The 16624-nt window shown below is 47.5% G+C and carries 14 protein-coding genes; 6 read left to right on the top strand and 8 right to left on the bottom strand.

Annotation, left to right across the window (positions count from 1 at the left end):
- The first annotated feature begins 23 nt into the window (after positions 1 to 23).
- On the top strand, positions 24 to 731 hold the full coding sequence (locus NC796_RS23115; RefSeq protein WP_310688188.1) for a PIG-L family deacetylase: 708 nt from the start codon (positions 24 to 26) through the stop codon (positions 729 to 731).
- Between the two features lie 27 nt (positions 732 to 758).
- Positions 759 to 1832: an AI-2E family transporter gene (locus NC796_RS23110; protein WP_310688187.1), complete on the top strand. Its 1074-nt coding sequence runs from the start codon at positions 759 to 761 to the stop codon at positions 1830 to 1832.
- Between the two features lie 33 nt (positions 1833 to 1865).
- Here the strand turns inward: NC796_RS23110 and NC796_RS23105 are convergent, their stop codons facing one another.
- Positions 1866 to 3026, bottom strand: a complete 1161-nt coding sequence (locus NC796_RS23105; protein WP_310688186.1) for a lycopene cyclase family protein — start codon at positions 3024 to 3026, stop codon at positions 1866 to 1868.
- A 563-nt stretch (positions 3027 to 3589) separates the two neighbouring features.
- Here NC796_RS23105 and NC796_RS23100 point away from each other — a divergent pair.
- Positions 3590 to 4459, top strand: a complete 870-nt coding sequence (locus NC796_RS23100) for an endonuclease/exonuclease/phosphatase family protein (protein ID WP_310688185.1) — start codon at positions 3590 to 3592, stop codon at positions 4457 to 4459.
- 22 nt (positions 4460 to 4481) lie between these two features.
- Here the strand turns inward: NC796_RS23100 and NC796_RS23095 are convergent, their stop codons facing one another.
- Positions 4482 to 4949, bottom strand: coding sequence for a TspO/MBR family protein (locus NC796_RS23095; protein ID WP_310688184.1), 468 nt, complete (start codon positions 4947 to 4949; stop codon positions 4482 to 4484).
- A 124-nt stretch (positions 4950 to 5073) separates the two neighbouring features.
- On the bottom strand, positions 5074 to 5217 hold the full coding sequence (locus tag NC796_RS23090; protein WP_310688183.1) for a hypothetical protein: 144 nt from the start codon (positions 5215 to 5217) through the stop codon (positions 5074 to 5076).
- A 139-nt stretch (positions 5218 to 5356) separates the two neighbouring features.
- Between NC796_RS23090 and NC796_RS23085 the strand changes: the two genes are divergently transcribed.
- Complete coding sequence (locus tag NC796_RS23085) at positions 5357 to 6121, top strand: creatininase family protein (RefSeq protein ID WP_310688182.1); 765 nt, start codon at positions 5357 to 5359, stop codon at positions 6119 to 6121.
- Between the two features lie 12 nt (positions 6122 to 6133).
- Here NC796_RS23085 and NC796_RS23080 read toward each other — a convergent pair whose 3' ends face one another.
- From NC796_RS23080 to NC796_RS23065, 4 genes are all read right to left on the bottom strand, one after another.
- Positions 6134 to 8476, bottom strand: a complete 2343-nt coding sequence (locus tag NC796_RS23080) for a M20/M25/M40 family metallo-hydrolase (RefSeq protein WP_310688181.1) — start codon at positions 8474 to 8476, stop codon at positions 6134 to 6136.
- 97 nt (positions 8477 to 8573) lie between these two features.
- Complete coding sequence (locus NC796_RS23075) at positions 8574 to 9281, bottom strand: SDR family oxidoreductase (RefSeq protein ID WP_310688180.1); 708 nt, start codon at positions 9279 to 9281, stop codon at positions 8574 to 8576.
- A 245-nt stretch (positions 9282 to 9526) separates the two neighbouring features.
- The gene (locus tag NC796_RS23070) at positions 9527 to 10942 is read right to left on the bottom strand and encodes a pyridoxal-dependent decarboxylase (protein ID WP_310688179.1); all 1416 of its coding nucleotides are present in this window, start codon (positions 10940 to 10942) and stop codon (positions 9527 to 9529) included.
- Between the two features lie 374 nt (positions 10943 to 11316).
- A complete protein-coding gene (locus NC796_RS23065; protein ID WP_409070412.1) occupies positions 11317 to 12615 on the bottom strand; it encodes an NCS2 family permease in 1299 nt (432 codons plus the stop codon).
- Positions 12616 to 12721: 106 nt separating this feature from the next.
- Here NC796_RS23065 and nfi point away from each other — a divergent pair, with 106 nt between their 5' ends.
- Positions 12722 to 13414, top strand: a complete 693-nt coding sequence (gene nfi / locus NC796_RS23060) for a deoxyribonuclease V (protein WP_310688177.1) — start codon at positions 12722 to 12724, stop codon at positions 13412 to 13414.
- Positions 13415 to 14059: 645 nt separating this feature from the next.
- Here nfi and NC796_RS23055 read toward each other — a convergent pair.
- Positions 14060 to 15490 (bottom strand): NAD(P)/FAD-dependent oxidoreductase, encoded by a 1431-nt coding sequence (locus NC796_RS23055; protein WP_310688176.1) that lies wholly within the window; start codon positions 15488 to 15490, stop codon positions 14060 to 14062.
- Between the two features lie 396 nt (positions 15491 to 15886).
- Between NC796_RS23055 and NC796_RS23050 the strand changes: the two genes are divergently transcribed.
- Entirely contained in the window at positions 15887 to 16324 is a 438-nt protein-coding gene (locus tag NC796_RS23050; protein WP_310688175.1) for a nucleoside deaminase, read from the top strand.
- Positions 16325 to 16624: the final 300 nt, after the last annotated feature.

Here is a 16624-nt window from a genome sequence, read left to right as displayed (position 1 = left end):
ACACATCCTGAAATACTGATTGTATGACTATTCTCTATATTTTTCCTCATCCGGATGATGAATCCTTCGGACCTGCTCCGGCTATTGCAGCTCAGCGGAGGCAGGGCGATAATGTGTACCTTCTGACACTCACCAAGGGTGAAGCAACCAAGCAGCGGCACCGCCTGGGGGTAAGTAAACAGGAGATGGGGGAGATCCGCTTCAAAGAGATGCAATGTGTGGAACAAGTGCTGGATTTGACGGGGATGACTGTATTGGACCTGCCTGACAGCGGGTTGAAGAAGATGAATCCTATAGAGATTGAGGAGGTAATCAAAGAGCATATCCACAAAATTAAGCCGGATGTGATTGTAACATATGCGGTCCACGGGGTCAGTGGTTTTGAGGATCATCTTGTATCGCATGCGGTGGTCAAGCGAGCCTATGCTGACCTCAAAAAAGAAGGGCTTACGTATCCCAAACGTCTGGCCTTTTATACCCATTACAGCGAAGAGAAGGTGGAAAGCAAGTTTGACCTGAAATCTTCGAAACTTGAAGAGATCAACTGCTGGGTGGAAGCTAGTGACGAAGATATGGAGAAATTCAGGGCTGCTCTTGATTGCTATGAGACGTATCAGCAGGTAATTGAGGACAGTGGCGTAAAAGATGCGGTGACCGGACGAGTACCGTTTGAATTTTTTGGAGAACAGCTGAGCGAAAAAGCAAACAGCCTTACCGAGGGATTGAAGTAAGCACCCTGTAAACAAAAAATCCTGCCTATGAAGACGTACCCCTTCTGGTTTAAGAGTACGATGATACTGATTGGGCTTTCGCTGCTGTTCCTGATCTTGTCGTACGGTAAATTTATCTTGATGCCGCTCGCTTTTTCGGCCCTGTTTTCTATGCTTTTGGTACCGGTCACCAAACGCCTGGAGGCGTGGAAACTAGGGCGGGCAGGATCGATTGTTATTGCAATGGTTTTGGTAGTAGTCCTCTTTTTTGGAATACTTTCACTTTTCAGTTGGCAGTTTGTTCAATTTGCCGAAGATCTGCCACAGGTTACTGAGCGTTTGAGACAGTTCAATGCAGATATCCTGACCTTCGTGGACCAGCAGCTCGGTATTGCCCCAGACCAACAGACAGATTACCTTCAGCAGGCGCTTGATAATTTGATCGAGCAAAGTGGCCAATATGTGACTGGAATGGTAAATACGACAACCAACCTGTTTACCACGCTGGGACTGATGCCGATTTTCATCTTTTTTATGCTTTACTACAAAGAGATGTATGAGACGTTTTTAAATAAAATCATTGAGCGGAGGAGCCATTCCCAGGTCGATGCAATGGTAAGTAAAGTTCAGGAAGTTACCCAAAACTACCTGGTGGGCCTGATAACGGTTATCCTGATACTTGCTGTACTTAATACTATAGGCCTGCTTATTGTCGGGATTGACCATGCCATTTTTTTCGGGATTTTTGCTGCTTTCCTAGCTATTATCCCATACATCGGGATTATTATCGGTAGCATTCCACCCCTGCTGTATGCACTGTTTTTAACAGATTCACTCCTGTTTCCCTTGGGCGTAGTGTTGGTGTTTGTGAGTGTACAGTTTTTGGAGGGCAATTTCATTACGCCTCGTGTCATCGGTTCGCGTGTGAGCATTAATCCGTTTATTGCCATGATTGCTCTTATTATAGGGGGGCAGTTGTGGGGTGTTTCAGGGATGATATTGTTTGTTCCCCTGGTGGGTATTTTGCGCGTTGTATTTGAGGAAATACCGGCACTGCGCCCGGTCGGTTACCTGTTGGGGAATCAAATAGTGTACAAAGATGAAGAGGCTACTGACCAGTAAAATTGGGAGGGAGAAAGGGCAGCGAAAGTCTTCTTAGAAGGAAAAAACAGAATTTTTAGTCTTCCATATTGCCCGGAAGAAGGGCCACCAGGGAACGCTGGCCATAATTTTCAGATCCTGTCTTATATTTGATTCCTCACCCAAAAACCGGAAGACCTCATCCAGTGAATTGTTCTTAAAGAGCTCTCGGAAAACATCAAGTGCTTCCTGCGGGTGATCGTGTATAATCTGTAGTAACCACAAATCATAGTTCCGGAAACGGCGTTGTGAACGCGGGGCAGGGGCGGGCTTGCCATCCCGGATCAGGCTTTCCACTATCTTTCGGGAGTGCTCTTGGATGCGACGGAACGTATACCCGGTACTTGGCTTGGTAAGTCCCGCATTAGCCCCCAGATTCAGCACACGCGGGGCGTACCATGGATCATGAATGGAGTCAGTCATCGGAATTTTGCCGAATTCTACTCTTTGTATCTGGTATTCGAGCTTTTTAATGCCATACCTGTTGTAGAGATAGAGCTCAAGCTTTTTTTCGTAGACGGAAAGTTCCTCGGGACTCTGTGAGAAAATGGTATACTCCAGAAGCGCAGAATTGGAGCTCCAGGGGAGTACATACATGAAGGCGATCCCCGTTCGATAGGTCTCGTCAAAATCCATCAAAATGAACGAATTCTCATCAAAAACATCAGATTTTGTTTCTACCTCCCAACCCAGGAAGTGCTGTAACAGTGGATAACGGGGTTGTCTTTTTAAGGACGGGGAAAAGCAACTTTGGAAAATATAATCAGCTTTGAAATGCCCGGAATTGCACTTAAGTTTGGCTGTCATTTCGTCCCCCGAAAGCTCTAAAACTGGAGATTCCAGCAGGTCAACATCCGGATGTTGATCAAGCTCATTAAGTATCGCTGAACTATAATTTGAACTTCGGATGGAATAATACGGGTATTTTCGGAGCTGCTCGTGATAGTGGTCACCATTTACAAAAATATCAGACTGCGTCCACTTTTTGTGAATAACCTCTGCGAATGAAGGGGTCTCTTTCTGCCAGAAACACCACGTTTTGTCATTCGTGGGCGTCAGGTTTTGATCCACAACCAGCATTTTTTTGCCGTCTAATCCAGCGTGGATCAGGTGCCAGGCCAAGCTCAAGCCGGAAGAACCGGCACCGGCGATGATATAGTCATATGTGTCGGACATTTGAGTCAAAACAGAGTAGATTTATTTTTATCCCAAACCTGTTGGACTATACCAATGGTTCCAAACAGTTTTTGATTTTTGGAACCCTTCTGTTAGCAAGAACAGAAAAGGCAGCCAGAAATACCAATTTTATATCAAAAAATGATTACTTTCCGAAAATGTTGCTGCCGATGCCAATATAGCGTGAGTTCGAAATAAGGGAATCGCATTTGTTATCATTTATCAGCAACCAAAGGAGTAGATGCCCTATGTTGACCCTCTCACCGACAGTGGTCGGTACAGGCTCTGTAATAATTAAGGAGAGGGACGTACTAACTGATTTGATTGCCAATCAACGCGTCTCTTCCCCTGCTCGTAGGGGAAGAACAAGAAGGGGTCACCATAAGGGCAAAATATAAATGATCTCAAACTCAACGTAATTTTAACTTCCATATGTATGTCGAACTCACGTTAATATAATCTTGAACAGGTTAACAAAGTGTATATTTTAATAATCCCTTTATTGCTATTCTTAAGAATAAATAGTTATCTACGATGTTAATTTTCTCCCAAAAAATGTTGGTATGGTCAGTTATAAACTGCTTTCTTTTTTGTTGTTGAGTATAATAATGGTCTCAAGCGTTCAGGCTCAGTCGAATGCGGAAACGGAAATTCGGGTGATGAGTTATAATATTCGCTACGACAATCCCGATGACGGGGTCAACCGGTGGACCAATCGCAGGGACCGGGTAGCCAGCCTGATACAATTCAATAAAGGTGAAATCATTGGTCTGCAAGAGGCGCTGCACCGGCAGATTACGTGGTTAGATGACAGGTTGGAGGCGTATGACTGGGTGGGCGTCGGTCGCACGGATGGAAAATTGGAGGGAGAATTTTCACCCATTTTGTATAACGCACAGCGTTTTGAAATGCTGCAAAACGGCACCTTTTGGTTGTCGCCCACAACAGAAAAACCAAGCAAAGGCTGGGATGCCGCCCTGCCGCGTATCTGCACATGGGTCCGATTAAAAGAACGGACTTCAGGTAAGGAATTCCTGTTTTTTAACACCCATTTTGACCACCGAGGCGAGCAGGCAAGGGAAGAAAGTGCGAAGGTAATTATGCAAAAAATTAATGAGATATCGGATGAAGCCACCCCAGTTATATTAACCGGAGATTTCAATACTCAACCTAATTCTGCACCGTACAATGTGATTACCAAAACCTTGGCAGATGCTTTTGAACATACCAGCGTGCCACATTCAGGACCAACCGCAACCTATCTTGATGAAGGCGGTGGATTTAGCGTATCCAGGGGAGAAGGGGGGCGTCGCATCGATTATATTTTTACTAATGAGAATGTAGCTGTGTTGCGGCACGGCATTCTCTCCACCTTCCGTGACGGTAGGTTCCCATCCGACCACCTGCCAGTGGTGGCTGATGTGACATTCTAATTTATTGGCTCAGAACCATATGTTAGTTCAGGTTCCAGATAGAGAAATTGAGCGCTGTGGCATAGCCTACCCACACAAGGTATGGCACCATCAGCCAGAAAGCCCCTTTGCTTTGGATGCGAAAAGCCAAGGTCGTGAAGAGGATTATAATCCACAGCAGCATGATATTTGCGAGGGCCGTGCCTATTTGGTGCCAGCCAAAAAACACCCAAGACCAGAGTCCATTCAGGGCCAGTTGAACGAGGAAGAGGGTGAGTGCATCGCGGGCTTGGTCAAACCCAGCTTTTTTCCACACCAGCCAGGCTGCTACACCCATGCATAAATACAAAATAGGCCAGACGACGGGGAAAACCCAGTTGGGAGGGGTCCATGCCGGCTTGTTCAACATTTCGTACCATACGCCCGGTTCTACAATGGCCCCGACTAAACCTGCCAGGAAACTGACCAGTATCCATCCAATCAGCCCGATATACATTTTTGGTCGTGTCATAAGATGAATTTACACCAAACACCTGTAAAACATTCCCGGGAATACGTTTTATAGCTCTGAAGGAGTAGTTGGCGAAAGTGGAAGTGGAAACAAGTAATGACAGTGAAGGCGCGACGGAGGGAAATCAATCGTACATCATGAGAATGAGCAGGATGATCAAAGGCATGAAGAAGATAAGCTGCACAAGCAACTCTTTAACAATATTGTATTCCCGTATATGTTCAAAGCTGTAAGCTGACAAAAAAGCCACTTTTTCTATAACATTCATAATCCCGGTTTTTTAATTGATACTATAGCAGTATCCAGATGTTCCGAACTATGTTACCGGGGGCTTCATATTACTTTTATTTCTATTGCAGATCACGTAAGATCAGAAAGGTGAATTTAAACGATAAATCGGGAGGATTATGCGACCATATATTTTGGCTGAAAGCAATTGGAAAACATTAAAAGATCAGCCGGTGGAACTGGCTATTTTACCCTGGGGGGCCACCGAGGCTCACAACTATCATCTGCCCTATGCCACCGACATTATAGAGGCTGACAGGATAGCTGCAGAAGCGAGTCGCCTGGCTTGGGAGGAGGGGGCAAAGATCATGATTCTGCCAACCATCCCGTTTGGGGTAAATACCGGCCAGACCGATATCAAACTCGACATCAACTTGCACCCAAGTACACAGGCAGCAATTTTGGATGATATCATCGAGGTGCTGGATCGACAGGGCATACACAAACTGCTGATACTGAACAGTCATGGGGGCAATAACTTTAAGCCTATGCTCCGGGAGCTGGGTGTCAAATATCCCGATATGTTTCTCACCTTCTGCAACTGGTTTCAAGCGGTCGACAAATCCAAATATTTTACCCGGCCCGACGGAGACCACGCCGATGAAATGGAGACCAGCCTGATGCTCTACTTTACTCCTGACCTGGTAAAACCACTCGAGGAAGCGGGGGATGGCGCGGCAAAGCAGTATCGCATCAAAGCACTAAATGAGAACTGGGCCTGGGCTGAACGCCGATGGTCGGAGGTAACTGAGGATACCGGTGTGGGAGATCCTCGGAACGCTACCGCCGAAAAGGGAGCTGCCTACTTTGAGAATGTAACGAAAAAGGTAAGTGAGTTGTTCATTGATTTGGCAAATGCTGATATCAACGATTTATATCTGTAATTCAACCTGCAATTATTTGTTCCCTTTGTCTCTGATTAGTTCCTCCAGGCTTACCGTTTTTATCCACATAGTACCACTGGAAAATCCCCTTGGCTTTGGCATCATGTATGAAGCACGTTGGGGGTAACTTTGCAGAATAGAAGGGGGCAGGGAGAGGCTGTAATAGGTTGTCCGTACCTGCATATTGCTACTCTGGACCGGTATAGTTACCTGTAGTGTAAAGGATGATTCGCTATTTCTAAAAAATGTTAGTTCAGATCCTCTAAGGTATTGCGTATCAGTGCTTTGTGTGTTTTCACCTAAGCTTTGCCCATCTAGTTGTATTTCTTGAATTTGGTTATCGCCACTGAATGTAATAGAGACCATGTTTGCAGGGTGTGAATGCCCAAACCGCAGGGTAACTGTACGCAATGAATCATTTATATGGTTGCTCACCAAGTCAATTTGCGTGGAGCTGATATCGATTGATGGAGCGGGAGAATAGAGCAGAGATTCATCCTCGAGGGCCGGGAAGCCCGAGAATGTAGAATCACTAGGATTTGGGCCGAGAAACTCGGAGGTCCACTCGTCGGTGGCGTGGTCCGTGGATAGCCAGTAGCTCTTCCCGGTGTCAAGGTTGTGGGCATAGATCAGGCTGTTCTGTTTCTTTTGGGTGGGGCTGAAATCAGAGTTTAGAGCAGCTCCGATGAAACAAGCAATGGATAGTACTCCTAGCATAGAGTAGATGCGCTGTGGTGCCCCTCTGACAATGTAGTCGATCAATGGGTATAGCAGGCCGAGCATAAAAAGGTACAGCAACATGCTGGCTGCGAGTAGTTGGGTGGTGAGTGTGATCTGTACAAACTTGATATAGAACGGAATCATGAACAGCAACATGAATTGGCTGGTGGCCAGAATCAATAAGCTTCGGGTATCCAGTTTTTCGGTATACAGCTGATTTGCTGTGAGTATCCATCCAAGGAGACCGAACAAAATAGGCCATAGCAACAGGTAGTTGGCTGCAGGCAGGTACAGGGTTAAAGTGATTAGTAAGACAATAGTAGTTAAGTATATGCCTGCCAGTAAGTTATTTATGTTTATCTTATACTTTATCCACCTGAATGTCGGGATGGTAATGACGGCAAGTAACGAAATGAAAAACCACAGGTACCACTGGTAGGCATAGGTCTCTCCATGCTGAATCCACTGGTATTTTGGGAAGAGATATTGTTCTAGCAAATGCCATCCGTACCAAGTGATCAGGGCCGAAAAGATCAGGATTCCGAGGTACGATATGAAGCCCCAAAATACTTTTGAGACAGTGAGCCACCGGTGACGGTATCCTACAAACAGGATTAGAATGAAAAGTAATACAGTGAACCCGGTGAGATAGTGCGACCAGCTTTCGGGATAATATATGAGTCCACCCACCGGGCTGTTGAAATAGACCAGGTCAGAGTCGGCTGCAAGATTGAAGTTTTGATTACCGAAAAGTCGAACATTACCTATCAGGTTTTCGCCATGATGTTGGAGGCTCGCCAAGGAGAGATTTTCGGGGATATCCTGCATCGTGTGGTAGTTCAGAAACCCTTCAATAAAGGCAAAGTTCAGTCCCTGGATACCATGCGGTTTGAAGACTGAAAAGTCGGTATCGTTGGGCAATATTTTATAGATGCTGTAGGTAAGTGAATTCGCCACGGGGTGCGATGTGGCCTCCGCAAACAGCGGTATCAACTTGGCGTTGCCAGCGTTGGTTTCAAACATGACCGAACGGCCGCTGCTGCCCCTCGCCTCCAGGTTCAGGATAAGATCGATCTCTTTCAACAATGGATTCGTTGATGCGAACCGGCGGGCGCCCATGAGACCCAGTTCTTCCCCATCGGTAAAGAGAACCAAGAGATCATTCTTAAGCGGATTTCCAGCTTTTACCGCCCGAATGACTTCGAGGATGGCGGCCACACCTGACCCGTCATCGGCCGCGCCCGGTGCATAGATTGCCGAGTCATAATGAGCCATCAGCATGATTGTCCGCTCGGAATCAGTTCCTTCCAGGCGGGCAATGATATTCTGAGTTTCTACAGCCCGGTATCCTCGAAAATTAACAGTACTGATCCCAGACTCAATCCGTGGATTGACACCCAGTTTTTCCAGCTCATTGAGAATATATTGCTTCACCGAATCGTGTTCGGCGGTGCCGACCATATGCGGTTTTGGACTAATTTTTTTGACATGTTCAAAAGCGCGTTCAGCTGAAAACTCAGTCGATGGCGCCCCGGTGGATTTGGGAGTGGGTGGAGAGGTGATATATAATCCCCACCAAATGGAAACAAAGATGAACAGGGCTACTGCGACTTTCTTGATCCATTCGGTTCTCATATTTCCCCCGGCATTGTATGCTCTCTGTTATTTTTTATTAACTTTTGGATTATCTGGCAGAATCATCAATTTATATGTTTTAAGTAAATGTGGATGATCAATCTTGTGGATTCGTAGCCCAAACACTGGTTTCGGGGATGAAGCCACGGTCAGCCAGTGCAAGCATGTTGAGGATAGTTCCAGCAATATCACCGGCCACTAATTTACTCTCATTGAATTCCCGTTTACCAAAACCAGCGTTTTCTGAGAACTCCGTCTGCACTTCACTGGGATTGATCTGCATTACCCGAATGTTGTGTGGCCGTAGTTCAGACCGCCAGCATTCGGTCATGCCCCCGAGAGCAAATTTACTTGCCACGTATGCCGTTCCGCCCTCAAAACCACGCTTGCCAGCCGTGGACGAGACGTTGATGATGTTGCCGTAATTCTTGTCTATGAAATGCTTCGCCGATTCCCGGGCCACCATCATTGCACCGATGGTATTTACGCGCAGTTGATTTTCGAAATCTTCAGTTGAGAGTTCAGTCAACGGTGAGAAATGCCCATACCCGGCATTGTTAATGAGCACGTTATATCCCTCCAGATAATTCACGGTTTGTTGAACCAGGTGTACAACGTTATCCTCCTTGCCAACATCACACTGAACGGGAATAGCCCCGGTCTCTTCCGCCGCCTCTTTCAGCTGAATTTTTTTGCGCGCCGCGATGACTACCGAGCCTCCGGCCTCAACAAGTTGCTTAGCCGTTTCTTTTCCAATTCCAGAGCTCCCCCCGGTTACAAGTGCTTTTACTTTTGATAGGTCCATAATGCATTTTTTAATGATTTATGTTTCTACAAGGAACAAAAAAATTAGCAAGATATTAGTTCGGATGTGTTATAGGTTGGAACCTGTAATTATGAACTTTTGCCCAATCCATAGCGTGGGTATTCGTAGGTAATATCGTTATCATGAAAGGGGCTCACCCGTAATATATCGGAAATACAAAAGGTAAGGACACGATGCGTCGTACCCCAACAATACCTGTGAAAGATCTCAGCTGGTATTGCTAATTATAATCCCTTTGCCATCTCATTAATTAAATCCCATGCTTTATCTACATGGCGTTGCTCCACATTGGTATTCCCGATGACCATCCGCAGCGTATACTTGTTGTCGAGCTTGGTATGTGTAATAAAAAGTTTTCCTGTATTGTTGACGCTCTCAAGTAGTTTTCGATTTAAACGGTTGAGCATTTCCTCATCCGAAGTATTTGACGGGTGGTAGCGGAAACAGAGGAGGTTCAGCGAGAGGGGGGCGAGCATTTCAAAATCATCTGAATCGACAATCCTTGATTGCAGGTCCTGGGCTAGCTGAATATGCCGGCGAACTTTCTGGCGAATTCCCTCCACGCCAAAGTTGCGAATCACGAACCAGAGTTTTAGCGCCCGGAACCGGCGTCCCAGCTGGATCCCCCAGTCGCGGTAGTTTTTAACCCGGTCGTCCTCTGCCGTTTTCAGGTATTCGGGGATGATCTCAAACGTTCGGACAAGTTGTGCCTCATCACGGACAAAGAATGCAGAGCAGTCAAAGTTAGTAAACATCCATTTATGGGGATTAAAGACAAACGAGTCCACCTGCTCGATACCGTCAATCATCTTTCGGTATTCCGGCAACAGCAGGGCAGTACCGGCATAGGCCGCATCGACATGCAGAAAAATATCATAGCGGGCACAAATATCGGCAATCTCGGGCAGGGGATCGATCGCTGTTGACCCGGTGGTGCCCAGCGTAGCCACGACACACGCCGGTTTGCATCCATTCTCCAGGTCGGTACGGATCATCTTTTCAAGGGCTTCCGGCTTCATGGCAAAGTCCCTGTCTACCTTCACTTTGCGCAGGTTTTGTTTGCCAAAGCCGGCGATCTTGACATCCTTTTCGATGGAGGAGTGCGTTTCCGAAGAGCAATAGACGGTAAAGGTTTGGTCGGATGGAAAGCCTGATTCATTGACTTCAAAACCGGTCACCTGTTCCCGGGCCATCAGCAGGGCCACCAGGGTGGAGGTGGAAGCGGTGTCCTGGATAACGCCGCTGAAGTCGGAAGGGAGCCCGGTCATTTCGCGAAGCCACTCCATGACGCGATCTTCCAGTTCAGTGGCGGCCGGGGAGGTCACCCAGCTCATGCACTGCGCCCCGAGGGTGGCTGTCAACATCTCAGCCAGTACTGAGGGATAACTCTTGTTGGCCGGGAAATAGGCCATGAAATTGGGACTCTCCCAGTGGGTTATTCCTGGCATGATAATCTGCCGGAAATCCTGGAAAATCTCATTAAACGGTTCGCCCTCCTCCGGGGCTGAAGCCGGTAATTGCTGTAGAATCTCTCCTGGTTCAACATCAGGCTTGACGGGATATTCCTCCACTTCCTCAAAATAGTCGGCCATCCAGTCAACCATTCTGTGTGCTTCTGCGCGAAATTGTTTTGAATTCATGCTATTAGATTATCAATAATATTCTGTTTAGTGCTAAATAACGTTTCATCGGCACGTGTCATCCCTGACCCGATCCGGGATCCCGCAATGACGCTGAGCGTTGATATAATATATTTCTGTATCAAAGTTATTGCCTTTACGAGATCCTGAAACAAGTTCAGGATGACACAAGAGCTTTTCGCTAACGCGGGTATTAAATCAACAATACCGATATATACAAATTATGACTTCAGATTCCCACCAAGTTGGCTGGTTTTGCCACTCCGTGGGCTGAGCAGACTTTAAGGTAAAATGAACAAACACTTCATCTGCTCGTAAAGTTACATCCCAAGCCGTTAAATCAGGGGGGGAACCCTCTCTACTCTCTAAATAAGTCACATTGTTAGTAGTAGGTTCAGAGCGGAAAAAACACCAATAACCCACATTATCAGAGAAATTTCTGTTGCCCGCCCGGTTACCAGCTTGATCAATATAAAAGAGAGAAATCCAAAGGTGAGGCCCATACTGATGCTGTAGGTCAACGGCATCAGGGCGATGGTCATGAATGCGGGTACCAGGTCCGCGAAACTGCTAAAATCAATCTCCTTTAAATTTTTGAACATGAAAAGTCCCACCACAATCAGGGCGGGGGCGGTAGCGTATCCCGGGATGATGCTGATGACGGGCGTAAAAATGAGTGCTGCCAGGAACAGCAGGGCTACTATGACCGCCGTAAGTCCTGTGCGACCGCCCTCCTCAATTCCGGATGCCGACTCCACATAAGTTGTCGTGGTGCTGGTTCCGAGCAGAGCGCCGACAGAGGTGGCGATGGCATCGGCGCCGAGCATCTGGCTGATATTTTCGATCGAGCCATCTTCTTCCACGAGATCGGCCTCATAGGAACACGCCACGATCGTACCCACTGAATCAAAGAGATCGACGAACATGAAGGAGAAAATAGCGCCCATCAGTCCCCAACGGAATGCCCCGGCGATGTCGAGCTCAAAGGCAGTTGGCGTCATGGAAGGGGGAATCGAAATGAGGGTGCCGGGCAGGCTGATACTGCCGAACAGAACCCCCAGCAAGGTGGTGGTCACAATGCCGATCAGGATTGAACCGCGCCAGTTTCGGGCTTCGAGGACAAGCGTAATGGCCAGCCCGATCAAACCCAGTACCACCGGTTCCTCAAAGGTGCCGACGGTGACGAGCGTGGATTCACTGAGTATCACCAGTTCCATATTCTGCAGGCCGATAAAGGTGATAAACAACCCGATGCCGCCCGGGATGGCGATCCGCAGAGAGTGTGGGATGGCGGATACAATTTTTTCGCGGAATCCAAAGGCTGTAAGTACCAAAAAAGCGATGCCTGATATAAAGACTACGCCCAGGGCAGTCTGCCAGGAAATTCCTTGTCCCACTACCAGCGTGTAGGCAAAAAAGGCGTTGAGTCCCATCCCCGGCGCCATCGCCAGCGGCACGTTGATCCAGAGTCCCATCAGCAGCGTGCCGAAAGCGGCGGTCAACGCAGTAACGGTAATTAGTGCACCTTTATCCATACCGGCATCAGCCAAAATATTTGGATTTACGGCGATGATGTAAGCCATCGTCAGGAAGGTGGTGAACCCCGCTATCACTTCCCGGCGGATTGTGGTATTATGCTGACTCAGTTTGAAAAATTTGTCGAGCATATTTATTAACGGTTATTGAATAATCCAGTGACTGTAACAGAGACAAGTTGAGTCCACATAAGAACATTTTTTTCATACATTTGAAACATGAACAAATGTGAAACCATCCCGAATGACGGACTACGAAAATATTACACCGAAGCAGGCGATCCAAATACAGGAAGAATTAAGGAATAAAATCGAGTTGGAATCCCTGGACTTGGACCAAGGTATTAAAACCGTTGGTGGAGCGGATATCTCTTTTAATAGAGGCTCCAACCGGGTGCATGCGGGTATTGTGGTGCTCTCCCTGCCGAACTTAGAGGTTAAGGCCCGCTCGTTGATATCGACTGAGGTCGACTTCCCGTATATCCCGGGACTGCTGGCTTTTAGGGAGATACCGGCGTTGATGGAGGCGTGGGAGCAGTGCCGGCAGAAACCGGATGTGCTGCTTCTCGACGGCCACGGCATAGCTCATCCACGCAGAATGGGTATCGCCACGCATTTTGGGATCCTTGCCAATCATCCCACAATCGGGTGTGCTAAAAATGTGCTGACGGGCAGCTATGAAGAACCGGATACTGAAAAGGGGAAATATTCATATCTGATGGAGGCGAACGAGAAAATTGGGATAGTTCTGCGTAGCCGGACAAATGTGAACCCCATTTATATTTCACCAGGACACAAAACTGATTTTGAGGATACACTAGCTATCGTGGGAAAGGCGCTCTCCAGGTACAAGCTTCCCGAAACTACACGAGCAACTCACCGCTTGGTGAATGAGTTGAGGAAAGGGGAGATCGATCAGGGCTATGTAGAGTTTTGATACCGTATACCCAGTGATGCGTAATACGTGATGAGTAATCCTCGTGTCGTTCTGTAGTTGGGAGGAATTGTATTCCCGACCGGTAATGTTTGTGGTTATATCCTTATAGTGAGAATCAGTACAAAGTTATAGGGATAGACCTCATGTATAGGCGAATCAGTTTATTAAACAAATCGTTACATGACATCCGACCTCTGCTACCAGAGGTTGTGACACTAGGTGTCAGGAGGTAAACATGGTAATATTATGAATTGTGATAAGTGGTGTCATGGAGTGCAACATTACCTGTCACGGATCATGATAAGTAATGTCCGGAAGCATGAAACCTAAAATCAGGATTCCTGAAATACTTTATCATACACTGTATACCTATAGTGTTAAACACTTTGGACCGTCGGAGTATTGGTTTCAAATGGTGTGGAACTGCACTTCCGGCCTACAAACATTCTTCTCGCAAGTAATCTGGGTGATACGATAACTTCGGAGGTTGGTACTTTTTCTATCTTGGTGTGCTGTTCTTTTTTGAGCGACAAAAATCTACCGGGGGTCGGCCGGAAGAATTACCACCAAAAACGTCGCCGGTGGATAGATAACATGCTCACAACTAAAAATTGTTCCCTGTTCAACTGACCAACTGACACACTGTCAACTGAACTCCCGATTCAGGGCTGCCTGGGCCGCGTGGTAACCACACATACCGTGAACTCCGCCGCCGGGTGGAGTAGATGAGGAGCAGATGTAGTATGACGTTTGTGGGATGTGATACGGATTGAAGACTCCTGCAGGGCGTGTGAAGAGCTGGGTAATATCCTGCAGCCCCCCATTGATATCTCCGCCGATATAGTTAGCGTTGTAGTTGTGCATCTGCTCGGTATTCATCGTATGGTGTTCGATAATGAGATCACGAAAGCCTGGGGCAAACCGTTCAATCTGGTTTTCTATCGCTCTTGTCATGTCGTGTGTTGACCCGTTGGGGACATGGCAGTAGGCCCAGGCGGTATGCTTGTCGCCGGGGGCGCGGGTATCATCAAACAGGCTCTGCTGGGCTACCAATACATACGGCTTGTCGATGTGCCGGCCATTCGCCATGGCGTATTCCGAGGCTGAGATCTCCTCAAACGTGCCGCCAAGGTGAACGGTACCTGCTTTTTGGCAGCGCTTATCTTGCCAGGGAATTGGACCTTCGAGCGCCAGGTCAAGCTTAAAGACCCCGGCACCATAGCGGTATCGACGTAGCTTTTTTGCATAGCTATTCGGAATAGAAGAACCTGTGATCTCAAGTACTTGCTGCGGTGTCAGGTCAAAGAACACCGTACGGGCACTTTCCAGCTGGTCGAGCGATTCTACTTTGACGCCCGTTTCGATATCACCGCCCAGCGATTCAAAATAGGAGGCCAGCGCTTTTGTAATCTGGTGGGAACCCCCTCTGGGAATCGGCCAGCCCAGGCGATGACCTACAGCACCCAGCACCAGTGCTATAGCTGCTGATATGCGTTTTTCCATCGGCAAGATACTGTGTGCAGCAAGTCCCCCGAACAGGGCGCGGGTGCGGTGCGATTTAAACTTCGCAAATGCCAGCGACCGGGCCGACTTGAGGGCATTCCAGCCAAACCGGGCCATCAGAAGCGGGGTGGAGGGAAAAGGAGAAAAAGGAGCCAGCAGCTGTGGTGCCAGCTGATCGAAGTTAAATACGATCGGTTCGAAAAGTTTGCGGTAAGCCGCGGCATCGATCTCCAGTTCCTCTGCTGTATTGTCCAGTGACGTCTGCATTACGACCGCCGGTTCATCATCGAGCGGGTGGGCCAGGGGGTATTCCGGGTAGATCCATTCCAGCCCGTGCTCATCGAGCGGCAGCGTCTTGAAATAGGGGGAAGCCACCGCCATGGGATGAATCGCAGAGCACACATCGTGATGGAACCCGGGGAGAGTGAGCTCCTGCGTTCGTGTCCCACCGCCGATAATTTCTTTGGCTTCGATTACCTTCACATGCAGTCCCTGTTGCGCCAAAGCAACTGCGGCGGCAAGTCCATTGGGACCGGAACCAACAACGATAGCGTCATATTTTGATGTAGTCACAGGCTGAGAATCTGTTACCGGTTTTACTATTTCAATAGCAATAGTAAAAGGAAAGCCGGTATAATGAAAGTTGAAAAGAAGAGGAATAACATGTAACCGTTTTTATTTCAATAATTGCTTGATACCGTCGCTCTGCGTCCAAAGTAACCAAAGCAATTGACGCGGGGCGTCTGGTTAGATTCAGCTGCTAGCGACTGAAGTGAGATAAATCTTTAGGTTTTGGGTTAATTGCGGATTGGAAAATGTTGGGGCATCGTGTACCGTGCCCGTACAGGTAGGAATAACTAATCCATCCAAATATAGCTAAGTCCCACAAGCTCCTAGTAATGGTAACGAGGATCTGTTATACTGTTGCCAGTGAAAGGGAAAGATCACGTTAAAACTGGAGATACTGGAATGGACAAATTCATGCAGGCCGCTATTGAAGAGGCTCGGAAAGGACTGTCGGAAGGTGGCATTCCTATTGGGTCGGTGCTGGAACTGGATGGAAATATCGTGGGACGGGGACATAACAGGCGCGTACAGAAGGAGAGTGCCGTGCTGCACGCCGAGATGGACTGCCTGGAAAACAGCGGCCGCCTGAAATCAGGACAATATAAAAGAGCTACGCTTTATTCAACACTTTCCCCATGTGACATGTGCAGTGGTGCGGTTCTTTTGTACGGCATCCCCAGGGTTGTGGTCGGGGAAAACCAGACCTTCCGGGGACCAGAGGAATATTTGCAATCGCGGGGAGTGGAGCTGGTGATGCTTGATAGTCGGGAATGCAAAGAATTGATGTCGGTATTTATTGCAAAGCACCCGGAGCTCTGGCATGAGGATATCGGGGAATAGCCCACATCTTTCGCAAACATTTATGTGGAATAAATTTCGTGGCATTTTACACACTGCTACAACTATATTGGCGGTTGAAATGATATAAGTTACTGCCTGCCATTAAGTTACAGGAATTATACCAAATACTTGTGGGAAATACGGGTTAGGCCATAATCATTTTCCAGTACTTGTAGAGGCCTTTGAATTACCTGCCGATTTGGGTCGTGTTTAATTTTGCGGGTACAAATAGGTAAAAACCGGCAAAATAATCCATAAATGCACCTTGCATTTTTCGTTTTAGGCCGAAATATCGGCCTC

Source organism: Aliifodinibius sp. S!AR15-10, assembly GCF_031569985.1.
GTDB lineage: Bacteria > Bacteroidota > Rhodothermia > Balneolales > Balneolaceae > JAMQKA01.
The sequence above is the reverse complement of the archived record's forward strand: the minus strand, read 5'-3'. Positions and strand labels throughout refer to the sequence as shown.